This is a genomic window from Sphingobacterium sp. SYP-B4668 (assembly GCF_027627455.1).
GTDB lineage: Bacteria > Bacteroidota > Bacteroidia > Sphingobacteriales > Sphingobacteriaceae > Sphingobacterium.
This window is the reverse complement of sequence record NZ_CP115483.1, coordinates 522383-542536: the sequence shown is the minus strand read 5'-3', so window position 1 is coordinate 542536 and position 20154 is coordinate 522383. Positions and strand designations below refer to the sequence as shown.

The 20154-nt window shown below is 40.0% G+C and carries 15 protein-coding genes; 7 read left to right on the top strand and 8 right to left on the bottom strand.

Translation table 11 applies throughout. The annotated features are described in order from the left end of the window. Positions 1 to 81: 81 nt before the first annotated feature. Entirely contained in the window at positions 82 to 1215 is a 1134-nt protein-coding gene (hemW, locus tag OQ289_RS02240) for a radical SAM family heme chaperone HemW (RefSeq protein WP_270089249.1), read from the top strand. Positions 1216 to 1224: 9 nt separating this feature from the next. On the opposite strand, the gene OQ289_RS02235 is transcribed toward hemW, so the two are convergent. The 4 genes from OQ289_RS02235 to OQ289_RS02220 form a co-directional block, all read right to left on the bottom strand. After that, positions 1225 to 2544 (bottom strand): sensor histidine kinase, encoded by a 1320-nt coding sequence (locus OQ289_RS02235; RefSeq protein ID WP_270089248.1) that lies wholly within the window; start codon positions 2542 to 2544, stop codon positions 1225 to 1227. After that, a complete protein-coding gene (locus OQ289_RS02230; protein WP_270089247.1) occupies positions 2544 to 3896 on the bottom strand; it encodes a sigma-54-dependent transcriptional regulator in 1353 nt (450 codons plus the stop codon). Before OQ289_RS02230 ends, OQ289_RS02235 begins: the two co-directional genes overlap by 1 nt. Positions 3897 to 4201: 305 nt before the next feature. After that, the gene (locus tag OQ289_RS02225; RefSeq protein ID WP_270089246.1) at positions 4202 to 5554 is read right to left on the bottom strand and encodes a TolC family protein; all 1353 of its coding nucleotides are present in this window, start codon (positions 5552 to 5554) and stop codon (positions 4202 to 4204) included. 148 nt (positions 5555 to 5702) lie between these two features. Beyond that, positions 5703 to 6197, bottom strand: a complete 495-nt coding sequence (locus tag OQ289_RS02220) for a GNAT family N-acetyltransferase (RefSeq protein WP_270089245.1) — start codon at positions 6195 to 6197, stop codon at positions 5703 to 5705. Between the two features lie 234 nt (positions 6198 to 6431). On the opposite strand from OQ289_RS02220, the gene OQ289_RS02215 reads away from it, so the two are divergent. From OQ289_RS02215 to OQ289_RS02200, 4 genes are all read left to right on the top strand, one after another. Beyond that, positions 6432 to 7685: an efflux RND transporter periplasmic adaptor subunit gene (locus OQ289_RS02215; protein WP_270089244.1), complete on the top strand. Its 1254-nt coding sequence runs from the start codon at positions 6432 to 6434 to the stop codon at positions 7683 to 7685. A 37-nt stretch (positions 7686 to 7722) separates the two neighbouring features. Continuing rightward, a complete protein-coding gene (locus OQ289_RS02210; RefSeq protein WP_270089243.1) occupies positions 7723 to 8397 on the top strand; it encodes an ABC transporter ATP-binding protein in 675 nt (224 codons plus the stop codon). Between the two features lie 10 nt (positions 8398 to 8407). Next, positions 8408 to 10807, top strand: coding sequence for an ABC transporter permease (locus tag OQ289_RS02205; protein WP_270089242.1), 2400 nt, complete (start codon positions 8408 to 8410; stop codon positions 10805 to 10807). A 75-nt stretch (positions 10808 to 10882) separates the two neighbouring features. Further along, positions 10883 to 13312: an ABC transporter permease gene (locus OQ289_RS02200; protein ID WP_270089241.1), complete on the top strand. Its 2430-nt coding sequence runs from the start codon at positions 10883 to 10885 to the stop codon at positions 13310 to 13312. Positions 13313 to 13415: 103 nt separating this feature from the next. Here the strand turns inward: OQ289_RS02200 and OQ289_RS02195 are convergent, their stop codons facing one another. Continuing rightward, a complete protein-coding gene (locus OQ289_RS02195; RefSeq protein ID WP_270089240.1) occupies positions 13416 to 14657 on the bottom strand; it encodes a 3-deoxy-D-manno-octulosonic acid transferase in 1242 nt (413 codons plus the stop codon). 63 nt (positions 14658 to 14720) lie between these two features. Between OQ289_RS02195 and OQ289_RS02190 the strand changes: the two genes are divergently transcribed. Then, positions 14721 to 15713: a UDP-glucuronic acid decarboxylase family protein gene (locus OQ289_RS02190; protein ID WP_270089239.1), complete on the top strand. Its 993-nt coding sequence runs from the start codon at positions 14721 to 14723 to the stop codon at positions 15711 to 15713. After that, the gene (gene galE / locus OQ289_RS02185; RefSeq protein ID WP_270089238.1) at positions 15713 to 16741 is read left to right on the top strand and encodes a UDP-glucose 4-epimerase GalE; all 1029 of its coding nucleotides are present in this window, start codon (positions 15713 to 15715) and stop codon (positions 16739 to 16741) included. Before OQ289_RS02190 ends, galE begins: the two co-directional genes overlap by 1 nt. Before the next feature lie 53 nt (positions 16742 to 16794). On the opposite strand, the gene OQ289_RS02180 is transcribed toward galE, so the two are convergent. The 3 genes from OQ289_RS02180 to OQ289_RS02170 form a co-directional block, all read right to left on the bottom strand. Next, entirely contained in the window at positions 16795 to 18525 is a 1731-nt protein-coding gene (locus tag OQ289_RS02180; protein WP_270089237.1) for a tetratricopeptide repeat protein, read from the bottom strand. 178 nt (positions 18526 to 18703) lie between these two features. Then, positions 18704 to 19099 carry a DUF983 domain-containing protein gene (locus tag OQ289_RS02175; RefSeq protein WP_270089236.1) on the bottom strand — a complete coding sequence of 132 codons (396 nt, stop codon included), beginning with the start codon at positions 19097 to 19099 and terminating at the stop codon, positions 18704 to 18706. A gap of 114 nt (positions 19100 to 19213) precedes the next feature. Then, on the bottom strand, positions 19214 to 20083 hold the full coding sequence (locus OQ289_RS02170) for an AraC family transcriptional regulator (protein WP_270089235.1): 870 nt from the start codon (positions 20081 to 20083) through the stop codon (positions 19214 to 19216). Between the last annotated feature and the right edge of the window lie 71 nt (positions 20084 to 20154).

Below are 20154 nucleotides of genomic sequence, written 5' to 3'. Positions count from 1 at the left end.
TGTTCAATAAGAATTAATTACTTCGCATAATTTGCTTATAAAAGCAAATTTATCTTAGTTTGTGCAAATTAAGTATAGCTAATGCCCAGTATCTATTTCCATATTCCATTTTGCAAAAAAGCTTGTCACTACTGTGATTTTCACTTTTCTACTTCTTTGAAGTATAAAAGTGAGATGCTAGAAGCTCTACAACAGGAACTTTCGTTTCGAAAACGTGATTGGGGTACTACCCAGATATCCTCTATCTATTTTGGCGGGGGAACTCCCTCTATCTTAGAAGCAGACGATATCCAGCGATTGATTGATCATGTGGGTCAACATTACGAAATAGCGACGAATGCAGAAATAACTTTAGAGGCAAATCCTGACGATCTCGATATCAAAAAAATAAAGGGACTACGTAATACCTCCGTTAATCGTTTCAGTATTGGTATCCAATCCTTTTTTGAAGAGGACCTACAATGGATGAACCGTGCACACAATGCTGCGGAAGCGGATGCTTCTATCAAGCGAGTTCAAGATGCCGGTTTTGAAAATATAACGGCAGATTTGATATATGGCTATCCCCTTCTAACAGACACCAAGTGGAAGCAGAATATAGACCAACTTTGCAGCTATGACATTCCTCATATTTCGGCTTACAGCATGACCGTGGAGCCCCAAACTGCATTGGATCATTTTATAAAAAATGGGAAATCTCCAGCTATGAACGAAACGCAATCCGCTAACCAGTTTGAAATCTTGATTGAGAAATTAAATGGTGTGGGTTTCGATCATTATGAGATTTCAAATTTTGCCAAAGCAGGACATTACGCTGTTCACAATTCCAGCTACTGGAAAGGAGACAGCTATATGGGGATTGGTCCCTCGGCGCATTCATTCTTTGGGGATACTCGATGTTGGAATATAGCTAACAATGCCCAATACATAAAGGGTATCTTCGATAAGACCCCCCTATTGGAGACCGAGTACCTAAGTTTAGAAAATAAAGTAAACGAATACATTATGACTTCTCTACGGACTATTTGGGGAATGGATATCGACAAGATAAAGACCGATTTTGGTACCGAAGTCTTTACTAAGATTGTGGAAAACATTGCTCCGTTCGTTTCATCTGGTGAAGTCGAGTTAAAAAAACAGCATTACTACCTGACTTCAAAAGGAAAGCTCATTGCCGACCATATAGCATCTGAGCTATTTTTTGTGGAAGAATAATCCTCCTCGTCAAAATTGTAAAGAAAAGGTACTGCCCTTTCCTAGCTTAGATTCTACCAAGATATTTCCACGGTGAATCAACATGATTTGCTTACTGAGTGTGAGACCTACCCCACTTCCCGATTTACGCGTTGTGAAAAAGGGCGTAAAAATATTTTCCATCAACTCGGTATCCATTCCGACACCGTTGTCTGTTACACTTAATTGTACCCGTCCCGACCTTTCTATCGCCGATATGCTGATATAAGGACTTGGCGCGTCCTTGACTGCTTCCATAGCATTAAGGATAAGATTAATCAATACCTGTTCAATGAGGTTGGCATCTGCATGCAAACGCATCCGAGTCGGTTTCAAAATCAAATCCACCTCAATATTTTTCTGAATAAAAGTTGGTTCAAGAAGCTGATAAATGGTTTCAAACATTTCGGACACCGCTATATCTTGCAATTGCGGTTTATCAATTTTATTGATGGTTCGATAACTCTTTGCAAACTTCAACAATCCTTCGCTTCTATTTTTAATCGTATCCACCCCTACACGTATATCTTCCAAATCTTCGGTCAATTGCTTCCGCTCCAACTGTACACTCATGGTCTCGGCCAGAGATGAGATCGGAGCTATCGAATTCATAATCTCATGTGTCAACACTCGTAATAGCTTCTGCCATGCCCTAGTCTCCGTTTCATCAATAGCTTCATTGACATTCTGAAAGACCACAATCTGACATCGTCCTTCTTGTGTCTGCAGCTCTGACAACTGCATCAACAACTTTACCTTGCCCTTGGACGAGGAGACAGCCTCTATGTGCTGTTGACCGATGTTCAGACTGCTGATAGTCTCGAAAAGCTCATTATTTCGCTTCTTGAGAGAGGAGAACTTTCCGACATATGGGATGTCAAATAATATACGGAATGCTTCATTCATCCAGATCACTTTATCCTTATCCGGATAGTAGGTAAATATGGCTGTATCCAACATATTCACGATCTGATTGAGGTATTGATACTGCAATTCTTTAGAGACGCTGATTTCTTTGAATGTTGCATTAATTTGGTTGAAAGCTTCGTGTATTTTACGTTTGGTCTTATCTCTCTTGCTTGTGACATAAAATCGCGTAAAATCTCGATGCCTAGTTGATTCCACAAAATCCATGAATACATCGTAGATGGAAAATTGACGTTTGAGGACAATAATCAGCAGCGCTACAATCAACATTCCTAATAAAATCGTGGTACCATAGTATGCTCTATCAAACGTGTAAAAGCTTAGTGCTCCTAGCGCCACCAAAAGCAAATGACTACAAAATACCGACCATTTGAACCGCTCCATCACAAATTATACTTCTCTAACCTTCTATATAATGCCGAACGCGTTAGTCCTAGCTCCCGAGCAGCTCGACTGATATTGCCATTGTGTTTTTCGATAACTTTGGCAATGGTGATTCGCTCCAATGTTTCCAAATGTTGATAATCCGTCTCTACTGGTTGAGGTTGAGAAGAACGCTCGATGGGTGAAAAAATGAGGTCTTTTCCAATAATCTCATCACTATCGGACATGATGACCGCACGTTCTATGCTATACTGTAATTCCCTAACATTTCCAGGAAAATGATACGCGTTTAACTTGGCTGTCGATTCATCTGAGAACCCAGCCATAGCTTTCCCGTACTTCCGCGCGTATACCGTCAAAAAATAATTTGCAAGTAGCCCTATATCCTTCCCTCTTGAACGTAAAGGCGGCACTTGTATTTCCACCGTATTAATCCTATAAATCAAATCTTTTCGGAATCTATTCTCGTCAGAGAGCTCTCGAATGGGCACATTCGTCGCGCATAACAATCTGATATCGACCTCTAAGGGTATGTGGCTCCCAAGAGCCGTCACTTGTCTATTTTGTAAAACGGTTAGTAACTTAGCTTGTTGCTGTAGGGATATATTTCCTATTTCGTCCAAGAATAGAGTACCCTTGTGTGCTAACTCCACTCTTCCCTTACGATCTTCACGTGCGTCTGTAAAAGCTCCCTTTTTGTATCCAAATAACTCACTTTCAAACAGAGAATCTGTAAGAGCGCCCACGTCTACCTTGATATAATCACTTTTTGCCCGTAACGATCGCTTGTGTATTTCTCGAGCTATAACGTCCTTTCCGGTCCCGTTTTCCCCTAAAATCAAGATATTGGCGTCTGTAGGTGCTATTTTAGAAATTTTATATTGCAACTCCTCCATTACTTCTGAATCTCCCAACAGTTCGGTATCCGAGATCTGAAGTTTATTGGCACTTTGCTTTTCGAATTTATTTTTTTGTGTAGACAATACTTCGCCGACTCCCGTCAACAATGTCTCATTCTGCCACGGCTTGACAATAAAATCAGAAGCGCCATTCTTCAAGGATTTGACGGCAAGGTCGACAGCTCCGTAGGCCGTAATCATAATGATGGGTAATACGGGATAGCTACTCCGAATTTTCGACAACCAGAATAAACCTTCATTACCGGTATTGACTGCACTTTTAAAATTCATATCCAGTAGCACTGCATTCACTTCCCTTTTGGAGAGTATGGACATGATATTTTCTGGATTGCTCTCGACAATCACCTCTCCGACTTTTGGTTTCAGTAAAAGTCGGACAGCTGTAAGTAAATCCTGATCGTCATCTACAACCAATATCGTTGATTTTTTCATTTATTTTTTTTATGGAATGTATGGACGCCGTAATATACTTGTTCACGGCACCTTCGGTTCACTTATTGAATGAGAGCTCTAATAAATAGCATTCACTCCCATGCCCCAAAATTATTTATCTCTCTGTTTTGATTAAGAAAGCTGCTATCCATTTGTATAGACTCCTTGACTTTATGCTTATTTATCCGAATGCTCCATACTTTTTCGTAATTTTTATAGCCTGATGATTACATCAAGTTCATACCTCAAAGTAAATATTAAAATTCAAGAACTAAAGGAATAACATTAAATCTCTAAAAGGTGTTTTAAAAACCCAACTTCCCTTGGTAGTAATCCATCGTATATCGTTGCAAGGTCAGCTGATACTCGGCAATGGTTAACTTTGATTGGGCCTCCTCATATTTGTTCTTGGAGATAATGTATGTCACCGAGTTGATATCCCCTTGATCAAACCTAACCTGAGCTATTCGAAATGACTCTTTATAATCTTGCACCTGCTCGTTTAACAATCGGATGTTTTCAAATGATTGTTTGTAATCGAACACAGTTTTAGTTGTCTGTTTTAAAAGTTCTAATTTTTTTTGTTCATTTTCAATCTCTTGATTTCTATAATTAAGCTTAGCCTCTTTCACTTGATTACGGACCTTAAACCCATTAAAAATAGGGATACTTAGCCCAAAAGAGAGATACTTCCCTAAATTATTATCCACTTGCTTGATATATGAATCTGTTGACGTACCTGAATACTGGCTATTCAACCCCGCGTTGAACGTCAATCTTGGAAAATAGGCTGATTTTGCATATTTGATTCCATACTCGGCTGCCCTTATCCTCGATTCCAAAGCTTGGTAATCAGGTAAAGCGATTTGGGCGGCTTGATACAACTGCTCGGCCTGCATAGCCACATCTCCAAATCCTGGCAACAGGCGATTAACTGGTTCTAGATCACCTAAATCATGTTCAGCTATATTCATTAGACTCGCTAGTGCAATACGACTCTCGAAGAGTATCCGTTTTAAAGTATTGATATTTGAGGCTTCGGCAGCATACTGCCCTTTGATATCGAAATAGTCGCCCGGCGCGATTGCCCCCTGTTGATGTAAGGTTGTTGACCTTTTCAGTTGTTCAGCGGTGGTCAACATGTTGGTCGTCGCTTGAGTCAATATGTCTTGTGCGGTCCACACCTGCATATAGGCTAGAATTACATCCAGTTTTAAACCCATTGCAGCCCCTTCTCGCTCCTTTTGCGCTGCATCGCTGTGGCTAGCCTGTTGGCGAATGTCGTATAGCATTCCCAAACCATCAAACAATACTACAGACGTATTTAATTCTTGATTGCCCGAGGTGAATCTTTTACTTATAAACTGGTTAGTAGAAGGGTCTATACTTTTACCTTCACTAAGACCGTGTCCCAAGCTAGCATTCAAGGATGGCAATCGTCCCTGCCAGGCGCGGGTATAGCCTAATGCAGCACGTTCTTCTATTAAAGACTGATTTTGCAGTACCAAATTACGCTCTAACGCTAAGTCAACACAGGAACGAAGACTTCGTCTATGTTGAATCAAATCTTGTCCTGCGGCAGGTTGAGCAGACAAATAAAGGACAATGGTCAAAAAATAAATGTATTTAAAGCGTGTGTGGAAACATAAGTATTTCATATCTATGAGTCAAGTGCATGTTGGTATCAGCTTTACACACATAGCTGATGCCAAACCAGCAACAAGCTAAATAACAGACACTTAAAACTACATTATTTCAAATACTGTTCGTTAGCGAACAGTATTTGTCCACTAGCGAACAGTAGTATCACGAGATATCCATTGTCAAAACCTCCCCTGGAAGACCATCAAAGCTCTTAAATCCCTGTGATACAAACCCATTATTGATTAGGATTTTTCGGGAGGCAATATTGCTAGGATCAATAATTGCGGTCAACTTGTGCAACTGCACATGTAGCTTAGCTATTTCAATGAGTTGTCTGGCCACAGTGCTTCCAATCCCCATACCCCAGTATGTTGGCAAAAGCATATAGCCCAATTCTGCGTTCCAACTTTCCGGTGTTTCTATCTCCAACTTAGCCAGCCCCACAAATCGTCCATCTTCTCTGGCTATAATTTTAAAGTATCCAAAGGAAGGATGAAGAGCAGTATTCTGTATTATTTTTTCAAAATCTGACTTCGCTTCTTCCAGCGGAATGACTCGTTCTGTAATCATGGCCATAACATGCTCATCACGGACAAGCTCATAGTACAAATCAAAATCGACTTGCGCGAATTTCTCAAGTATAAAGGAATTGAACATAGTGACAAGTATGCAAAAAAATAACCTAAACTCCATGGTGATCTATTATCGCAATTTGTAATGGCTGTTCGCTGTCGAACAGAAAGTGACCGATAGCGAACACTACCGCAATACAGAAAACAATACAAAACACTAAATATCAATATCTTGCAAAGCTGGCACATCCTTTACTTAAGGAGATATAGGAAATTTGTAAAAAAGTTGATCCTGAATTCAGAAACGAGGATAGCAAACATGGATAAAGCATTAAAAAAGAAAACCTGGACCAGTAAGAAGATTCTGACAATAGTGGGTGTCATCACTCTTATCAGTTTGATTGGATTTAGCATTACTATGATGCAACGCAAAAGCAATCTCAACGTAAAGGCGGAACGTTTGAGCATACAACTGATAAAAGAAGATACTTTCCAGGAATTCATTCCGTTGAATGGTTCTGTGCTTCCCATCAATAGTATATTCTTAGATGCATCTGTAGGCGGTCGAGTAGAGGAAAAATATGTAGAAGATGGTGCATTCCTTAAAAAGGGTGACCCTATTATGCGTCTGTCCAACACGGATCAAGAGCTCAGTCTGGTCAATCAAGAAACGTCGGTCCTTAATTTGCTGACGCAGTCCCAAATTGCGCAAACTAATGCTCAACAGGTGTCTATCAACAATAGAAACCAACTTGCAGATGTCGAAAATGGCTTAAAAGAAGCTGAACGACTGTATCGACTGAATAAGAAACTTTATGACGAAAAGGCTATTGGCCAACAAGAATATCAAAAGACGGTCAATGACTTCCATTATCAGAAAGAAAGAATGGAACTCACCAAAAAGATACTGCAGCAAGACTCGCTATCCACAACCCAAAAAGTGAAGCAAGATCGTCAGATGTATGAACGCACACAACGGGCACTGGAGCTTATGCGAAAGAAAGTAGACGATCTAGTAGTCCGGTCGCCTGTGGATGGACAGTTGACCTCATTTGACGCCGAAATCGGACAAAACAAAAATGTAGGTGAGCGCCTTGGTCAAATCGATGTATTGACCGGATTTAAAGTGCGAGCAGATGTAGACGAACATTATATCTCCCGAATCTATAATGACTTATTGGGCAACTTGACGATGAATAACAAACAATACACCCTTCGTGTTAAGAAGGTCTATTCGCAAGTAAACAATGGTCGTTTTCAGGTAGATATGGAATTCATGAATGAGGTTCCCCAAGGAATCCGCAGAGGGCAGACGTTACAAATCAAATTAGCTCTGAGTGATGAGACCAAAGCGATTCTGCTACCGAGAGGTGGATTTTACCAGCAAACGGGCGGAAATTGGATTTTCAAACTGTCCGAAGATGGAAGTTCTGCTTATCGAGTGGATATACAATTGGGTCGTCAAAATCCAGATTACTACGAGGTCGTTAAAGGATTAGACCCGGGAGACAAGGTCATTACGTCTAGCTATGAAAGTTATGACAAAATCCAAGAGCTCAATATACAGAAATAAGAAGCACTACTTAAAAAAAGAAGAAATATCTAAGACTATGATCAAAGTAAATCAACTTCAAAAATTTTACCGGACAGATGAAATCGAAACACTGGCGCTCAACAACGTACATCTCCGTGTCACAGAGGGGGAGTTTGTCGCCATCATGGGACCATCAGGCTGCGGCAAATCCACCCTACTAAACGTGTTGGGCCTCATCGACGATTTTGAAGAGGGCAGTTATCTTTTCAATGATACAGAAGTTGCTAAATTCAATGAGAACAAGCGCTCGGCACTACGGAAACATACGATAGGTTTTGTTTTTCAAAGCTTTAATCTGATTGATGAGCTCACCGTTTATGAAAATGTTGAACTTCCCTTGATTTACACTAAAGTTCCTGCCGCTGAAAGAAAAAAAAGAGTGGAAGAGGTATTAGAAAAGGTACAGATTGCCCATCGTCGAAATCACTTTCCACAGCAGCTTTCTGGAGGACAACAGCAGCGTGTAGCTGTTGCACGAGCAGTAGTCAACAATCCCAAGCTTATATTAGCCGATGAGCCCACGGGGAATTTGGATTCTAACAATGGTAACGAGGTGATGCACCTCTTAACAGAGCTCAATGAAGCTGGCACGACGATCGTGATGGTGACACATAGCGACCACGATGCCAAATTTGCACATCGTGTCATTCGAATGCTTGATGGCGAAGTTGTATTAGAGCGTCAATCCTAAATATATAGACATGTTCCAGACATATATTAAAATTGCTTGGCGGTATCTCATAAAAAACAAGACCACATCATTAGTGAGTGTTGCAAGTTTGGCACTTGGTATTTGCTGTTTTTTCTTACTGGGGACATATATTATCCAAGAACTTCGATTCGACCGTTTCCATAGTAAAGCAGATCGTATTGTTTATATGTCCTTTGGCTACAGAGCCCCTTCCACTCCAACTTTCATTGAGTCTGCTTGGACACCCAATGCTGCCGTACCGGCATTCAAAGAGCAATTTCCGGAAATAGAGGATGGAATTAGAATTTACAAACTAGGTGACAAAGACCAAACTGTGCCGGTAACGTATAAGGGTCATGTACTCAATGAGGGCGGTCTTTGTTTTGCTGATGAAACGATATTTGATATCTTCAGTTTCGAATTTGTAAAGGGAGATGCTACACTTGCCCTTAAGGACCCTAGCTCTATCGTCATCACTGAATCTACTGCTAAACGTTATTTTGGAGATGCAGAGCCTTTGGGAGAAAGCTTGACCATGAATGACAAACCTTGGAAAATTGCAGGCGTCATACGAGACATCCCCTCCTATTCTCAAATCCAATTTAACATACTAGGTCCTTATCATGCGCTATCTCGCTTCAAAGAAACTTCTTGGGGCCAAGCCAACGATATTTCGTATTTCCTACTTAAGTCTCCTGATGATATCGCCCTCGTTCAAACAAAGATAGACGCATATTTAAAGAAGCAATTTGCGGATGAGATTGCTGCTGGCTACGAGGTTAAATTTCCATTAGAGAAGCTGACCGATGTCAGATTACATGTTGCACAAATGGGAGGTCCCAAGCCCGTATACCTCTACATACTATCTATTCTTGCCTGTTCAATATTGCTAATCGCCTGTATCAATTTTGGGAACCTCGTGATGACAAAATCGACAGAGAGAGCACATGAAATTGGTATCCGAAAGGTTATTGGGGCATCTAGACATTATATTTTCGGTCAATTTGTAATAGAATCAATCTTTACTTCCACCCTTGGTCTCATCATTGGCACTATTGGAGCGGTTTTGTTGATTCCGCTATTCAATAGTTACACTGATATTCAACTTAGTTTAGAAATATGGAAGGGAGGGTGGTTCATAGCGACCCTTGCTATACTATTCCTAATCATTTCTTTAATAGCAGGGGGTGCTCCGGCATGGGCTCTGTCGTCCATAAAACCGACAGATAGTTTAAAAGGCAAAATCCATAGGAGTTCGCGAGGTGCCCTGTTGAGCAGAGGATTGGTTGTTTTCCAATTTGGACTCGCATTATTATTTATTATTTCGACTTTAATCGTGGATGGGCAAATGCGCTATTTACAGTCAAAGGATACGGGAATTGCCCGTTCCAAAATCTTGGTTTTAGATGCTTCAAATTTATCTATTCCTAATCTTCTGTCTTTAAAAAATGTCGTTGCGAATAATGATAATGTCAGCGGTGTAACCGCTTCTTATGATTCTCCGATAAAGGTAATGGGCGGCTATACGTTGGACGCAGAAGGCACATCCGGCAAGAGATCGGTCAACGTAACTGGCATTCCAGTAGAAAAGGACTTTCTATCTGTTTTCGACATTAAATTAGCTGCTGGGGAAGGATTTACAGAAGGGGACGCTGTACGAACACACTCAACGGATATCGAACCAGAGTACAGCTTTGTCATTAATGAAAATACCTTACAGGAATTAGGATGGGGAGCACAAGAAGCCATCGGTAAACCTGTCAATCTTAACGGAAGAAAAGGAAAAATTAAGGCCATATCCAAAGATTTTAATTTTTCCTCTCTCCATGAGAAAATAAGTCCCATTGTCATCTTCCTTGAATATAATTGGTTTGGTAAACTATTCGTCAATGTAAAGGATACAAAGGAACTTAAAAATACAGTCACCCAAATTGAGCATGAATGGAAAAAATTCAGCAAAGACAAGCCATTCGAATATCATTTTTTAGATGAAGAATACAATGCATTATACAAAGCCGAAGAGCGGACGCTCAAAATCTTGACGATATTTTCCATTGCAACAATACTGGTATCGGGCTTGGGGCTATTTGCGCTTTCATCTCTAGTCATTCAAAGAAGGGTGAAAGAAATAGGAATACGTAAAATACTTGGTGCATCTATGCTCTCCATCGTCAAACTTGTCTCTATTGATTTTCTAAAACTTTTAATGGTAGCATTGGTGATTGTCACCCCATTATCTTGGTGGGTAATGCAAAAATGGTTACAAGATTTTGCCTATAGAATAGATATCAAATGGGAGTTTTTCGCTTTTGCAGCTCTCATTGGTTTGTTCGTGACGGTCCTGACAGTCAGCTTTCAGGCAATTAAAATAGCGAATACCAATCCTGTTGCTAGTTTAAGAAACGAATAGCACCTTTCATTTATCACGTTATATCTCCACGGTTTAAGAGATACATAAAGATTTAACTTACTACACACAAAAATTATGAATTGGTTGTCCATCAAATTATCCCTTCGACAGCTCTGGAAACAAAAACTGTTTACCTTTCTCCATATAATGGGATTGGCGATCGGTATAGCAGGCTGCTTCTCAATAGCCCGTATCGTGGATTACGAACTCAAATATGACCGAGAACATCCCGACAAAAATAAAATCTATCAGGTGCTATCTTATTCTTTTTTCGAGGGGAAAGAAAGTTACTTTGGTGGTATCCAACTACCTATTGCCTCATTTTTGGAAAACGAACGTAGCGAGACTGACCTCATTGTCCCCCTACATATGCGATACTTCAACAAGGTAAAAACAAATGAAGTACAGGAAAATCATTTGGAAAGTCCAACCAACTTAATGTCTACAACGACCTCTTATTTCGATCTGGTACCTTACCGTTGGCTCGCTGGTAATAAAAAAACGGTATTTACCACGCCGAATGAAGTAGTGCTGACCGAATCTCGGGCTAAGTTGTACTTTAACAACACGGCTCCTCAGGATATCATCGGTCAAACTATAACTTATAATGATAGCTTACTCTATACAGTAACAGGTATCATCGAGGACCTCCATTTTCCATCCAGCTTTAACGGTAAAGAATTTTTCCCCATTCCAGAAAAAGATAGGACTAGTACGGATTGGGATTCTCGCAACTCCGCTCATCAACTATATATCAAAATCAGTAACGATAAAACGAAAGCGGCTCTGCTCTCCGCTATCAATAAAAAAATCGACCAAGAAACCGCAGAAGCTCAAAAAACTTATAAATTCAAAACATGGTTCGATCTACTGCCTCTTGATGAAAAACACTTCACTCCCTCCGCAAACAATAGCTCTCATACGACTGACAGAGCAGTATTATATATCTTATTAAGTATAGCAGTATTTCTTATTGCATTAGCAAGTATTAACTATATCAATTTGACTACCGCCCAAATGTCGAAGCGGGCCAAACTCATCGGTATCCAAAAATCCCTAGGCGCAGATTCATCTGGGATTATCCAATCCTTTTTTGTAGAAACCATTCTAATCCTTTTGGGAGCATTTGTACTAGCCATTCCCTTGACTCAATTCTTTAATGAAAATTTCAAGGAAATAATCCCTAAAGATATCGGCGACTTTTTAAGTATGGGTGAAATCATTGTATTTGCACTTGCCTTACTTATACTGCTTTCCCTAATTAACGGATTGTACCCCGCATGGTTGAGCACAAAAGTAAGTATTGTAAAGACACTCAAATCTCAACAGGTCAACAGTAAGCAAAAGACTGGCCTCCGAAAAGTGCTCATCGTATTTCAATTTACCATTGCGCAACTATTCGTCATTTGTACCTTAATCATTGCGAAACAGCTACATTATGCCTTCCATGCAGACTTAGGATTTAACCATAATGCGGTAATTATCCAAAGTTTACCTTCAGGTCTATCCGAAAAGGACAATAAGGACGCACGTGTTTATCGCCAAGCACTGCAAAAGCATCCAGAGTTTTCAATGGTGTCTCTTGGCCAAATCCCCTTTGACAATTCAATGTGGTCTACTCGATTATATCGGACATTGGATACTGGGGAAGTGACATTTAATATCGAAAATAAATTTATCGACGAAAACTACTTCGACCTTTATGATATTAAATTGTTGGCCGGAGAAAAATTTCTTCAGCTCAATGATAGTTCTACGCATATTCTTATTAATGAGAAAGCGGTGCTTACAATGGGATTCGAATCAGCTCAAGCCGCTCTTGGTCAGGTAGTAGAGAAAAAAGAGAGTTCTGAAAAAAGAGTTGACCTACGTATAATTGGAGTAGTGAAAAATTTCAATCAAAATGATTTCAGAAGCGAAATTGCGCCGATGGCATTCTATTATCGAGAAAAGGATGATTTAAAAAATATTAGTGTAAAACTCTCCGACCCTAACAAGGCAAATTGGACCAGGGCAATCCAGATTATGGAGACGGAATGGAAAAATCTGTATCCCAAAAAAACATTTGAATATAAATTTTACGACCAGCATGTTGAAGAAATGTACGAGTCCTATACCCGAACAGCCAAACTCATCAACACGTCTACCGCTGTCACACTCATGATTAGCTGTATTGGTTTATTCGGTTTGATTACTCTGACATCGTACCAACGGACAAAAGAAATCGGAATCCGAAAAATCATGGGTGCTCGAGATATCGAACTCTTTGGATTGTTGACCAAGGACTATATTTGGCTCGTAGTGATTGCTTCTCTAATTGCCTCACCAATTGCGTATTATTTTATGAATAATTGGCTAAAAGAGTTTACTTTTCGAATAGACCTCACTCCTTGGGATTTTGCTTTGGCAGGTATTGCATGCATTATCGTCGCATTAGTCACGACGAGTATACAGGCGATACGCGCTATCCGTCAGAATCCGGTGGAGAGCTTACGGGACGAATAAGAATTTGTTTTTATGTTTAGTTTAGTATGCACCCGCTCCAGACATGGAGTGGGTTTACTTTTTAATATGCGAAAGTGAGATTAACATTGCTTCCACAAGTTTCTTAAAGCAATTTTTTACAAACTAGATATTTCATAATAATAGCCGTAGCTCCTGCACGACCTCTTACATAGTCTTTTGCCTGATTTTTTGCTTTTATATATTTATCCCGATTTTGTAAGGCCTGAAAGACACGAACAAACTCTTCGCTACTTGCAATGGAAAACCCAGCACCTTCTTCTATCAAATCCTTAGCTTCCTGAAACTTTTGATATTTAGGTCCAAAAATAACTGGTAAGCCGTAGGTTGCCGCTTCCAAGGTATTGTGTATACCCGCTCCAAAGCCACCACCGATAAAAGCAATATTCGCATAAGCATATAGGGATGACAGCATACCAATATTATCTATCACCAATACCTGAGCAAGCTTGACCTGCTGATTATCATATTGAGCAAAATCTGAAAACCGCAAGGCTTGCGGAAATAGGTTCGTAATGGAAGAAAGATGGGCTTCATGGATTTCATGTGGAGCAATAATCAATTTCCATTCGGGGTATCGTGCGACTAGGTCTCGAAGCAGTACTTCGTCCTGCGGCCATGTACTTCCAGCTACCAATACCTTCTTATTGCCAATAAAATCTCCTACCTCTTTGATGCTTTGATACGACTCGGGGAGCTGCACGACCCTGTCAAAACGGGTATCACCGGTTATTCCTACGTGACGTATACCATTTTCCTTGAGGAGGTGTAAACTTTCCTCATTCTGTACAAAAAAATAAGACACGTGGTCCAATATCTTTCTAAAAAATCCGCCGTACGGTTGAAAGAAAATCTGCTCGGGTCTGAAAATAGCTGAAATCATGAGCAAGGGAATGTCCCGTCGTCCAAGTTCTCTAAAGAAATAATACCAATATTCGTATTTGGTAAAGACGACAAACTCAGGATTTATCAGTTCAATAAATTTGACTGCATTCTGAGCCGTGTCTTCAGGTAAGTAATATACATAATCTGCTAAATTGGTGTTCTTACGGATTTCGTACCCTGATGGGGAGTAAAAAGTAATCACGATTTTTTTTGCAGGATATTTTTTTTTAATTTCCTCTAGTAACGCTCTCCCCTGTTCAAATTCGCCGAGCGAAGCGAAATGGAACCAAATGTGTTTTTGCCCCAATTCAACCGTTTGACTCATGCGGTCATACCAATGTTTACGACCGTCGACCCACAGCTTTGCTTTGGGGTAAAAAGGAGCAATCAGCCTCAACAATAGGCCATAAAGAAGTATTCCGAGGGAGTAGATTAGACGCATGTTCGCAAATTATTGCTTATCTTCGTCAAAGATATCAAACCCTTTCTAAATTAGAGGATAGAAGTGGAAAATAAGCATCGTAAACGAATTTTGATAACTGGAGCCGCAGGTTTCTTAGGTTCTCATCTTTGTGATCGATTTATTCTTGAAGATTATCATGTCATTGGCATGGACAATTTAATTACTGGGGATCTGCAGAATATCGCACATTTGTTCAAATTGGAGAACTTTGAGTTCTATAATCATGATGTTTCCAAATTTGTACACGTACCTGGACATCTCGACTACGTTCTTCACTTTGCGTCTCCCGCAAGTCCCATAGACTATCTCAAAATTCCGATCCAAACATTAAAAGTAGGTTCATTGGGCACACATAATCTGCTTGGGCTGGCACGAGCCAAATCTGCACGAATCTTGGTGGCTTCGACGTCCGAAATCTACGGCGACCCAAACGTAAGTCCTCAATCCGAAGATTATTGGGGAAATGTTAATCCTGTTGGTCCTCGTGGTGTGTACGACGAAGCAAAGCGATTCCAAGAGGCAATGACGACGGCTTATCATAATTTTCATCAGCTAGAGACACGTATTGTTCGGATATTCAACACATTTGGTTCAAGGATGCGGCTCAATGATGGTCGTGCAATCCCCACTTTCATCGCGCAGGCGTTACGTGGTGAGGATCTCACTCTATTTGGAAACGGGTTGCAAACTCGTTCTTTTTGCTACGTCAGTGACCAAGTTGAGGGTATTTTTAACGTCTTACATGGAGATTGCTCAACGCCTATAAACATTGGTAATCCTGATGAAATAAACTTGAATCAACTTGCAAAAGAGATTATTGAAATCACGCAAAGTAAGTCTAAGATACGGTATCAAGAACTTCCGACAGAAGATCCTAAACAAAGACGTCCGGATATCAGCAAAGCAAAACGATTGTTGGATTGGGAACCTCGTGTATCTCGAAAAGAGGGGTTGGAAAGGACCATAGAGTACTATCGAACATTGCCCATAACAGCATTAGAACATAAAGATTTTAAATACTATAACCATAGATAATGAGCAAAATACTTGTAACAGGCGGAACAGGATATATTGGTTCGCACACCGTAGTCGAATTATTTAACGCAGGGTACACTCCCGTCATCGTAGACAATCTGTCCAATTCGAGTATCCATATTTTGGAGCAGATTGAAAAAATTATTGGTATTAAACCCGAATTTCATGAGTTTGATCTTTGTGATGATGCTAAGGTAACTGCATTTGTACATGCAAATCCTGATATCAAGGGTATTATTCACTTTGCTGCTTCAAAAGCTGTTGGCGAATCTGTCGCAAATCCATTGAAGTATTACCACAACAACTTTTTTTCGCTTATTAACTTACTGAACGCTTATCGTGAACGTCCTGTCAATTTTGTTTTCTCTTCTAGTTGTACAGTATATGGCGAACCTGATGCGCTACCTGTCACCGAATCTGCTCCGGTAAAAAGAGCTACTTCTCCTTATGGCAATACGAAACAAATTGCAGAGGAGATCTTGGAAGAAACCGCGAGCGCGTATGACAACTACAACATTATAGCCTTACGTTATTTCAATCCCGTAGGTGCTCATGAAACTGCTCTAATTGGAGAGTTGCCTATTGGTGTACCGCAAAACTTACTACCTTTTATCACACAGACAGCAATTGGAAAAAGAGAGCAGCTTACGGTATTCGGCGGTGACTATGATACTCCCGATGGATCATGTGTACGGGATTACATCCACGTAGTGGACTTAGCCAAAGCACACGTAGCGGCTATTCAGCTTTTGGAAAAGGGAAATCCGAATGGTAAGTACGATGTCTTTAATGTGGGTACTGGAATCGGATATTCTGTATTAGAAGCCATTAAAGCTTTTGAAAAATCATCTGGTGAGAAATTGAACTATGTGGTCGGACCACGCAGAGAAGGAGACATCATCAAAGTATGGGGAGATGTCAACAAATCAGCCCAACAGTTGGGTTGGAAGGCAGAACTAGGAATAGACGAAATGATGGAAAGTGCTTGGAATTGGGAGAAATATCTAAAAGATCATCCGATGGGATAAATGCAGTATGCTATCTTTCTACTACACTTTAGCAGTGGTAGAAAGATAGCTTCTTACACATTGTCAGTATTTGTCTTATCAAACACGATGTTAAAGAGCTCTTCAGACTTTGCGCCCAGCTTTTTGCGAAGCCGCTGTCTTGACTTTTTTATAGCGTCTACGGTTACTCCTAAGAGATTTGACATCTCTTTATTAGAGAGGCCAAGCTTCAGCAATAAGACAATCCGTTTGTGCGACTCTGTCAATTCGGGATAGTCTGAAATCAATTGTTCTAAAAAATCAGCATGTTCTTTTTCAAATGCGACCTTAAAGGCCTCCCAATTCTCATCGGTCATTAAGTGTGAATCTAAAAGAGACTGCAGTTGCCCTTTATGTGTAGATAGGTAGGGAGAATCTGAGACACCAATCTGTTGGATTTCCTGATTCAATCTATCGATTTGCTCATTTTTTTCTGCTAGATAACTGCGATAAGAATCCATTGTCTCATTGGCCCTCAACAACTTTTGATGCGACTCCATCTGTTCAACCTTCAACTTCAGTGTCATCTTTTCGTAGTTGTGCTGCTTGACTTTTATCTTTCTTTGAAAAGTGTTAAAAATCAAAAATATAATAAAGATCAAAATAATGACCAATCCTAAATAGGTCCATTTTTTAAATCGCTCTTTTTCATATCTTTGTCGCTCCAATTCGATTTTATGCGTGTACCTTTCTTTCTGCGCTAGCAATTTAGTTTGCTTCAACATCAGGTCCCCATCTGAAAATTTCAACGAATCGCCCAAGACACTCATTCTTCTCCTGGCTAACAACTCTCCAGTTTCATCTTTTTGCAGGAGAGCAATATTCAATTTCAGTTCCATGATTTCAAATTCAGAGCTTTTGAAATAGGATTTGGTAACTGCATATTTTTGGGCCTTAATCACGGCTTGTTGAGCCGCTAATACATCGCCTTTTTGCAGATAGAGCCGAGCGATTAAAATCAATGCATACATGGTATTCTGGTCGCTTTGATGCAACTCTGAATAACCAATGTCTTCCTTCACGAATTGAATTGCCTCCTCTACCTTTCCTTTGTTTTGTAAAATCAAAGCCATGTTGCCTAACGCTTTTCCCAATCGAACCTCATCATGTATCTTTTTGGATAGCGCAATAGCTTGGTTAAAATATTGTTCAGCAGCTATGGTATCTTTCGCATTTAATGCATACAGTCCCAGATTGTCCAAAATTGCGGCTAATTCGGATGATTCATGGGTAATTTGGCTTTGCGCCATTTTCAAAAACCTAATGGCCTCTTCATTGTCCCCGATGGTCCCAAAGAAAAAACCTACTTTTTTGAGTGACTCACAGGGTACATATAATTTATCGATGGGGACAGTTTGAATAGCTTCAACTGCTTGCATGAAAATAGGAAGTGCGCTGGCCATATCCCTAAAATGGTAGAGATAATATCCATAATTAATCAATGCCCAAATGCGTGCTTCCTTATGTTCCTTCTGGGTTGCGATTGTAATCGCTTTCCGATGTAATAGATTACTTTTAGAATTCACACGGTCATAGGCCGTACCATAACCATTTGCGAGCATGCCGTAGTACATGACAAACATTTCAGAATCTTCATCTCTCTTCGCATTCTCCAAAATGGGTTGTAAATACTCTTTGAGCCTCGCAGTGTCGCTCCCGAATTCTCTTTCCTGGAGCACCACGGACTCAAATCGCTGTTTACGATTGGCATTCGCATGCAGCTCTACAGATTCCGAAGCACCACAAAGCACTGTGGAGTAGCACATAAAAAAAAGAAAAAACAATCTCACACCCAAAGAAGTTAACGAACCGACTTATACTTGCCCATCTGAGCAAATTAAAAATTCAATTAGCGTCTCAAAATTATCAATTAAATATAGATTAAAGCTGTTTTTTACAAGAAATTAAGTTCAAATTTTTTTAAATACATAAACCATTGCCGGATTACCCATACAAATCGGGCCTGTATTTAAAAGCAGGCGTCATCCAATAAAGCAATACTACCCTCGAATATCTATAATTGAATGGGGCCATTAACAAAGAAACGATCGTACAGACTGCTAGGTATAACCAAGGCGACTCAAGGTTATCGGTCAAAATATATGTTGCTACACAAGCCGTCACCAACTGTGCCACATTAAAAGCATAGCTGATAAACATGGAGACATAGAAATATCCAGGTTCTTTTTCAAATTTCAATCCGCAATTTGGACAGGTTTGATGCATTTTCTTTGACTTCAGACTGAAGAGAGGGGCTGCAAATAAATCTCCTTTGCGGCAGCGTGGACATTTACCGTCCAACGCGCTTTTAAATTCAGATATTTTATATTTATTTTCCATCAGAATAAATTGTTTACTTATACGTGAGCTTTATTAGATTGTTCTGCTCTTTTCATGCGGCTGATTTTGTCGACAGGAACGTTCGCAGATAGCATACCTTGCAACTTATTTTTTTCACCTCTCGGCACCGTTATATGCGTATCTCCTTCTAAACTCCTCCGGTGTAATCCCTTCAATCTTTTTAAAGAATTTGGTGAAATACGAATTATCATTAAAGTTGAGTTCGTATGCTATTGTACTAATGGAGTAATCCTTAATAACCAATAGACGCTTTGCTTCGAGTAGTACCCTATTGCGGATAATCTCGCCTGCAGATGCTCCCAAATACTGTTTGGACAAAGCATTCAGATGATTAGGAGTAATATACAGTAAGGTTGCATATTCTTTGGGCAACCGCATTGTTTGGTAGTTATGCTCGATGAGGTTTTGAAAATTTCGCAATAGCATATAGTTGTAATCCGTAACAGACCCGGATTCGACATGGTCTAATTGTTGGTCTAATATTTTGAACAGATACAAAAGACCTACTCTTGAAAAATCTAAATCCCTATTGGATATCAACCGGCCCATGATTGATAGGACGTCAGCCTGCTGTTGCTCCCGAATCTGAAAGACTTGTTCCTTGGCCATACCAGATAGAAATGGGAATTGATTGAGCAAATCCGGCCGTAACAGGAAAGTCTTAAAGAAATCAGGTTGAAAATTGACAATATAACCTTGCATCTCTCCTTCAAAATCCCAGCGGTGTATCTGTCCCGGGAGCATGAAATAAATCTGCCAGGGCGTAATCTTAAATTTCTCGAAATCGATACTGTGTGTCCCTGCCCCTTTCGTAAACAAGAGCATCTGATAAAAATTATGCCGATGTGGAAATTCAAGATGGCTGTTTCGGTCCAAATAAGAAGCCAAGTCTTCTACCAGAAGGACTCCTTCATGATTGTGCGAAAGCACACATTGATCTAAAACGGGGATATGTATTGCCATAACGTTACAAAGTTAACACGAATATTACTGCAACAGTGGTGCTAAACAATCTTTTAATGGTACTATTTACT

Coding starts and splice junctions, on each gene's coding strand:
- OQ289_RS02205 (WP_270089242.1), top strand. CDS start 8,408: ATGTTCCAGACATATATTAAAATTGCTTGGCGGTATCTCATAAAAAAC.
- OQ289_RS02195 (WP_270089240.1), bottom strand. CDS start 14,657: ATGCGTCTAATCTACTCCCTCGGAATACTTCTTTATGGCCTATTGTTG.
- OQ289_RS02200 (WP_270089241.1), top strand. CDS start 10,883: ATGAATTGGTTGTCCATCAAATTATCCCTTCGACAGCTCTGGAAACAA.
- OQ289_RS02175 (WP_270089236.1), bottom strand. CDS start 19,099: ATGGAAAATAAATATAAAATATCTGAATTTAAAAGCGCGTTGGACGGT.
- OQ289_RS02210 (WP_270089243.1), top strand. CDS start 7,723: ATGATCAAAGTAAATCAACTTCAAAAATTTTACCGGACAGATGAAATC.
- galE (WP_270089238.1), top strand. CDS start 15,713: ATGAGCAAAATACTTGTAACAGGCGGAACAGGATATATTGGTTCGCAC.
- OQ289_RS02180 (WP_270089237.1), bottom strand. CDS start 18,525: ATGTGCTACTCCACAGTGCTTTGTGGTGCTTCGGAATCTGTAGAGCTG.
- OQ289_RS02230 (WP_270089247.1), bottom strand. CDS start 3,896: ATGAAAAAATCAACGATATTGGTTGTAGATGACGATCAGGATTTACTT.
- OQ289_RS02235 (WP_270089248.1), bottom strand. CDS start 2,544: ATGGAGCGGTTCAAATGGTCGGTATTTTGTAGTCATTTGCTTTTGGTG.
- OQ289_RS02215 (WP_270089244.1), top strand. CDS start 6,432: ATGGATAAAGCATTAAAAAAGAAAACCTGGACCAGTAAGAAGATTCTG.
- OQ289_RS02220 (WP_270089245.1), bottom strand. CDS start 6,197: ATGTTCAATTCCTTTATACTTGAGAAATTCGCGCAAGTCGATTTTGAT.
- OQ289_RS02170 (WP_270089235.1), bottom strand. CDS start 20,083: ATGGCAATACATATCCCCGTTTTAGATCAATGTGTGCTTTCGCACAAT.
- hemW (WP_270089249.1), top strand. CDS start 82: ATGCCCAGTATCTATTTCCATATTCCATTTTGCAAAAAAGCTTGTCAC.
- OQ289_RS02225 (WP_270089246.1), bottom strand. CDS start 5,554: ATGAAATACTTATGTTTCCACACACGCTTTAAATACATTTATTTTTTG.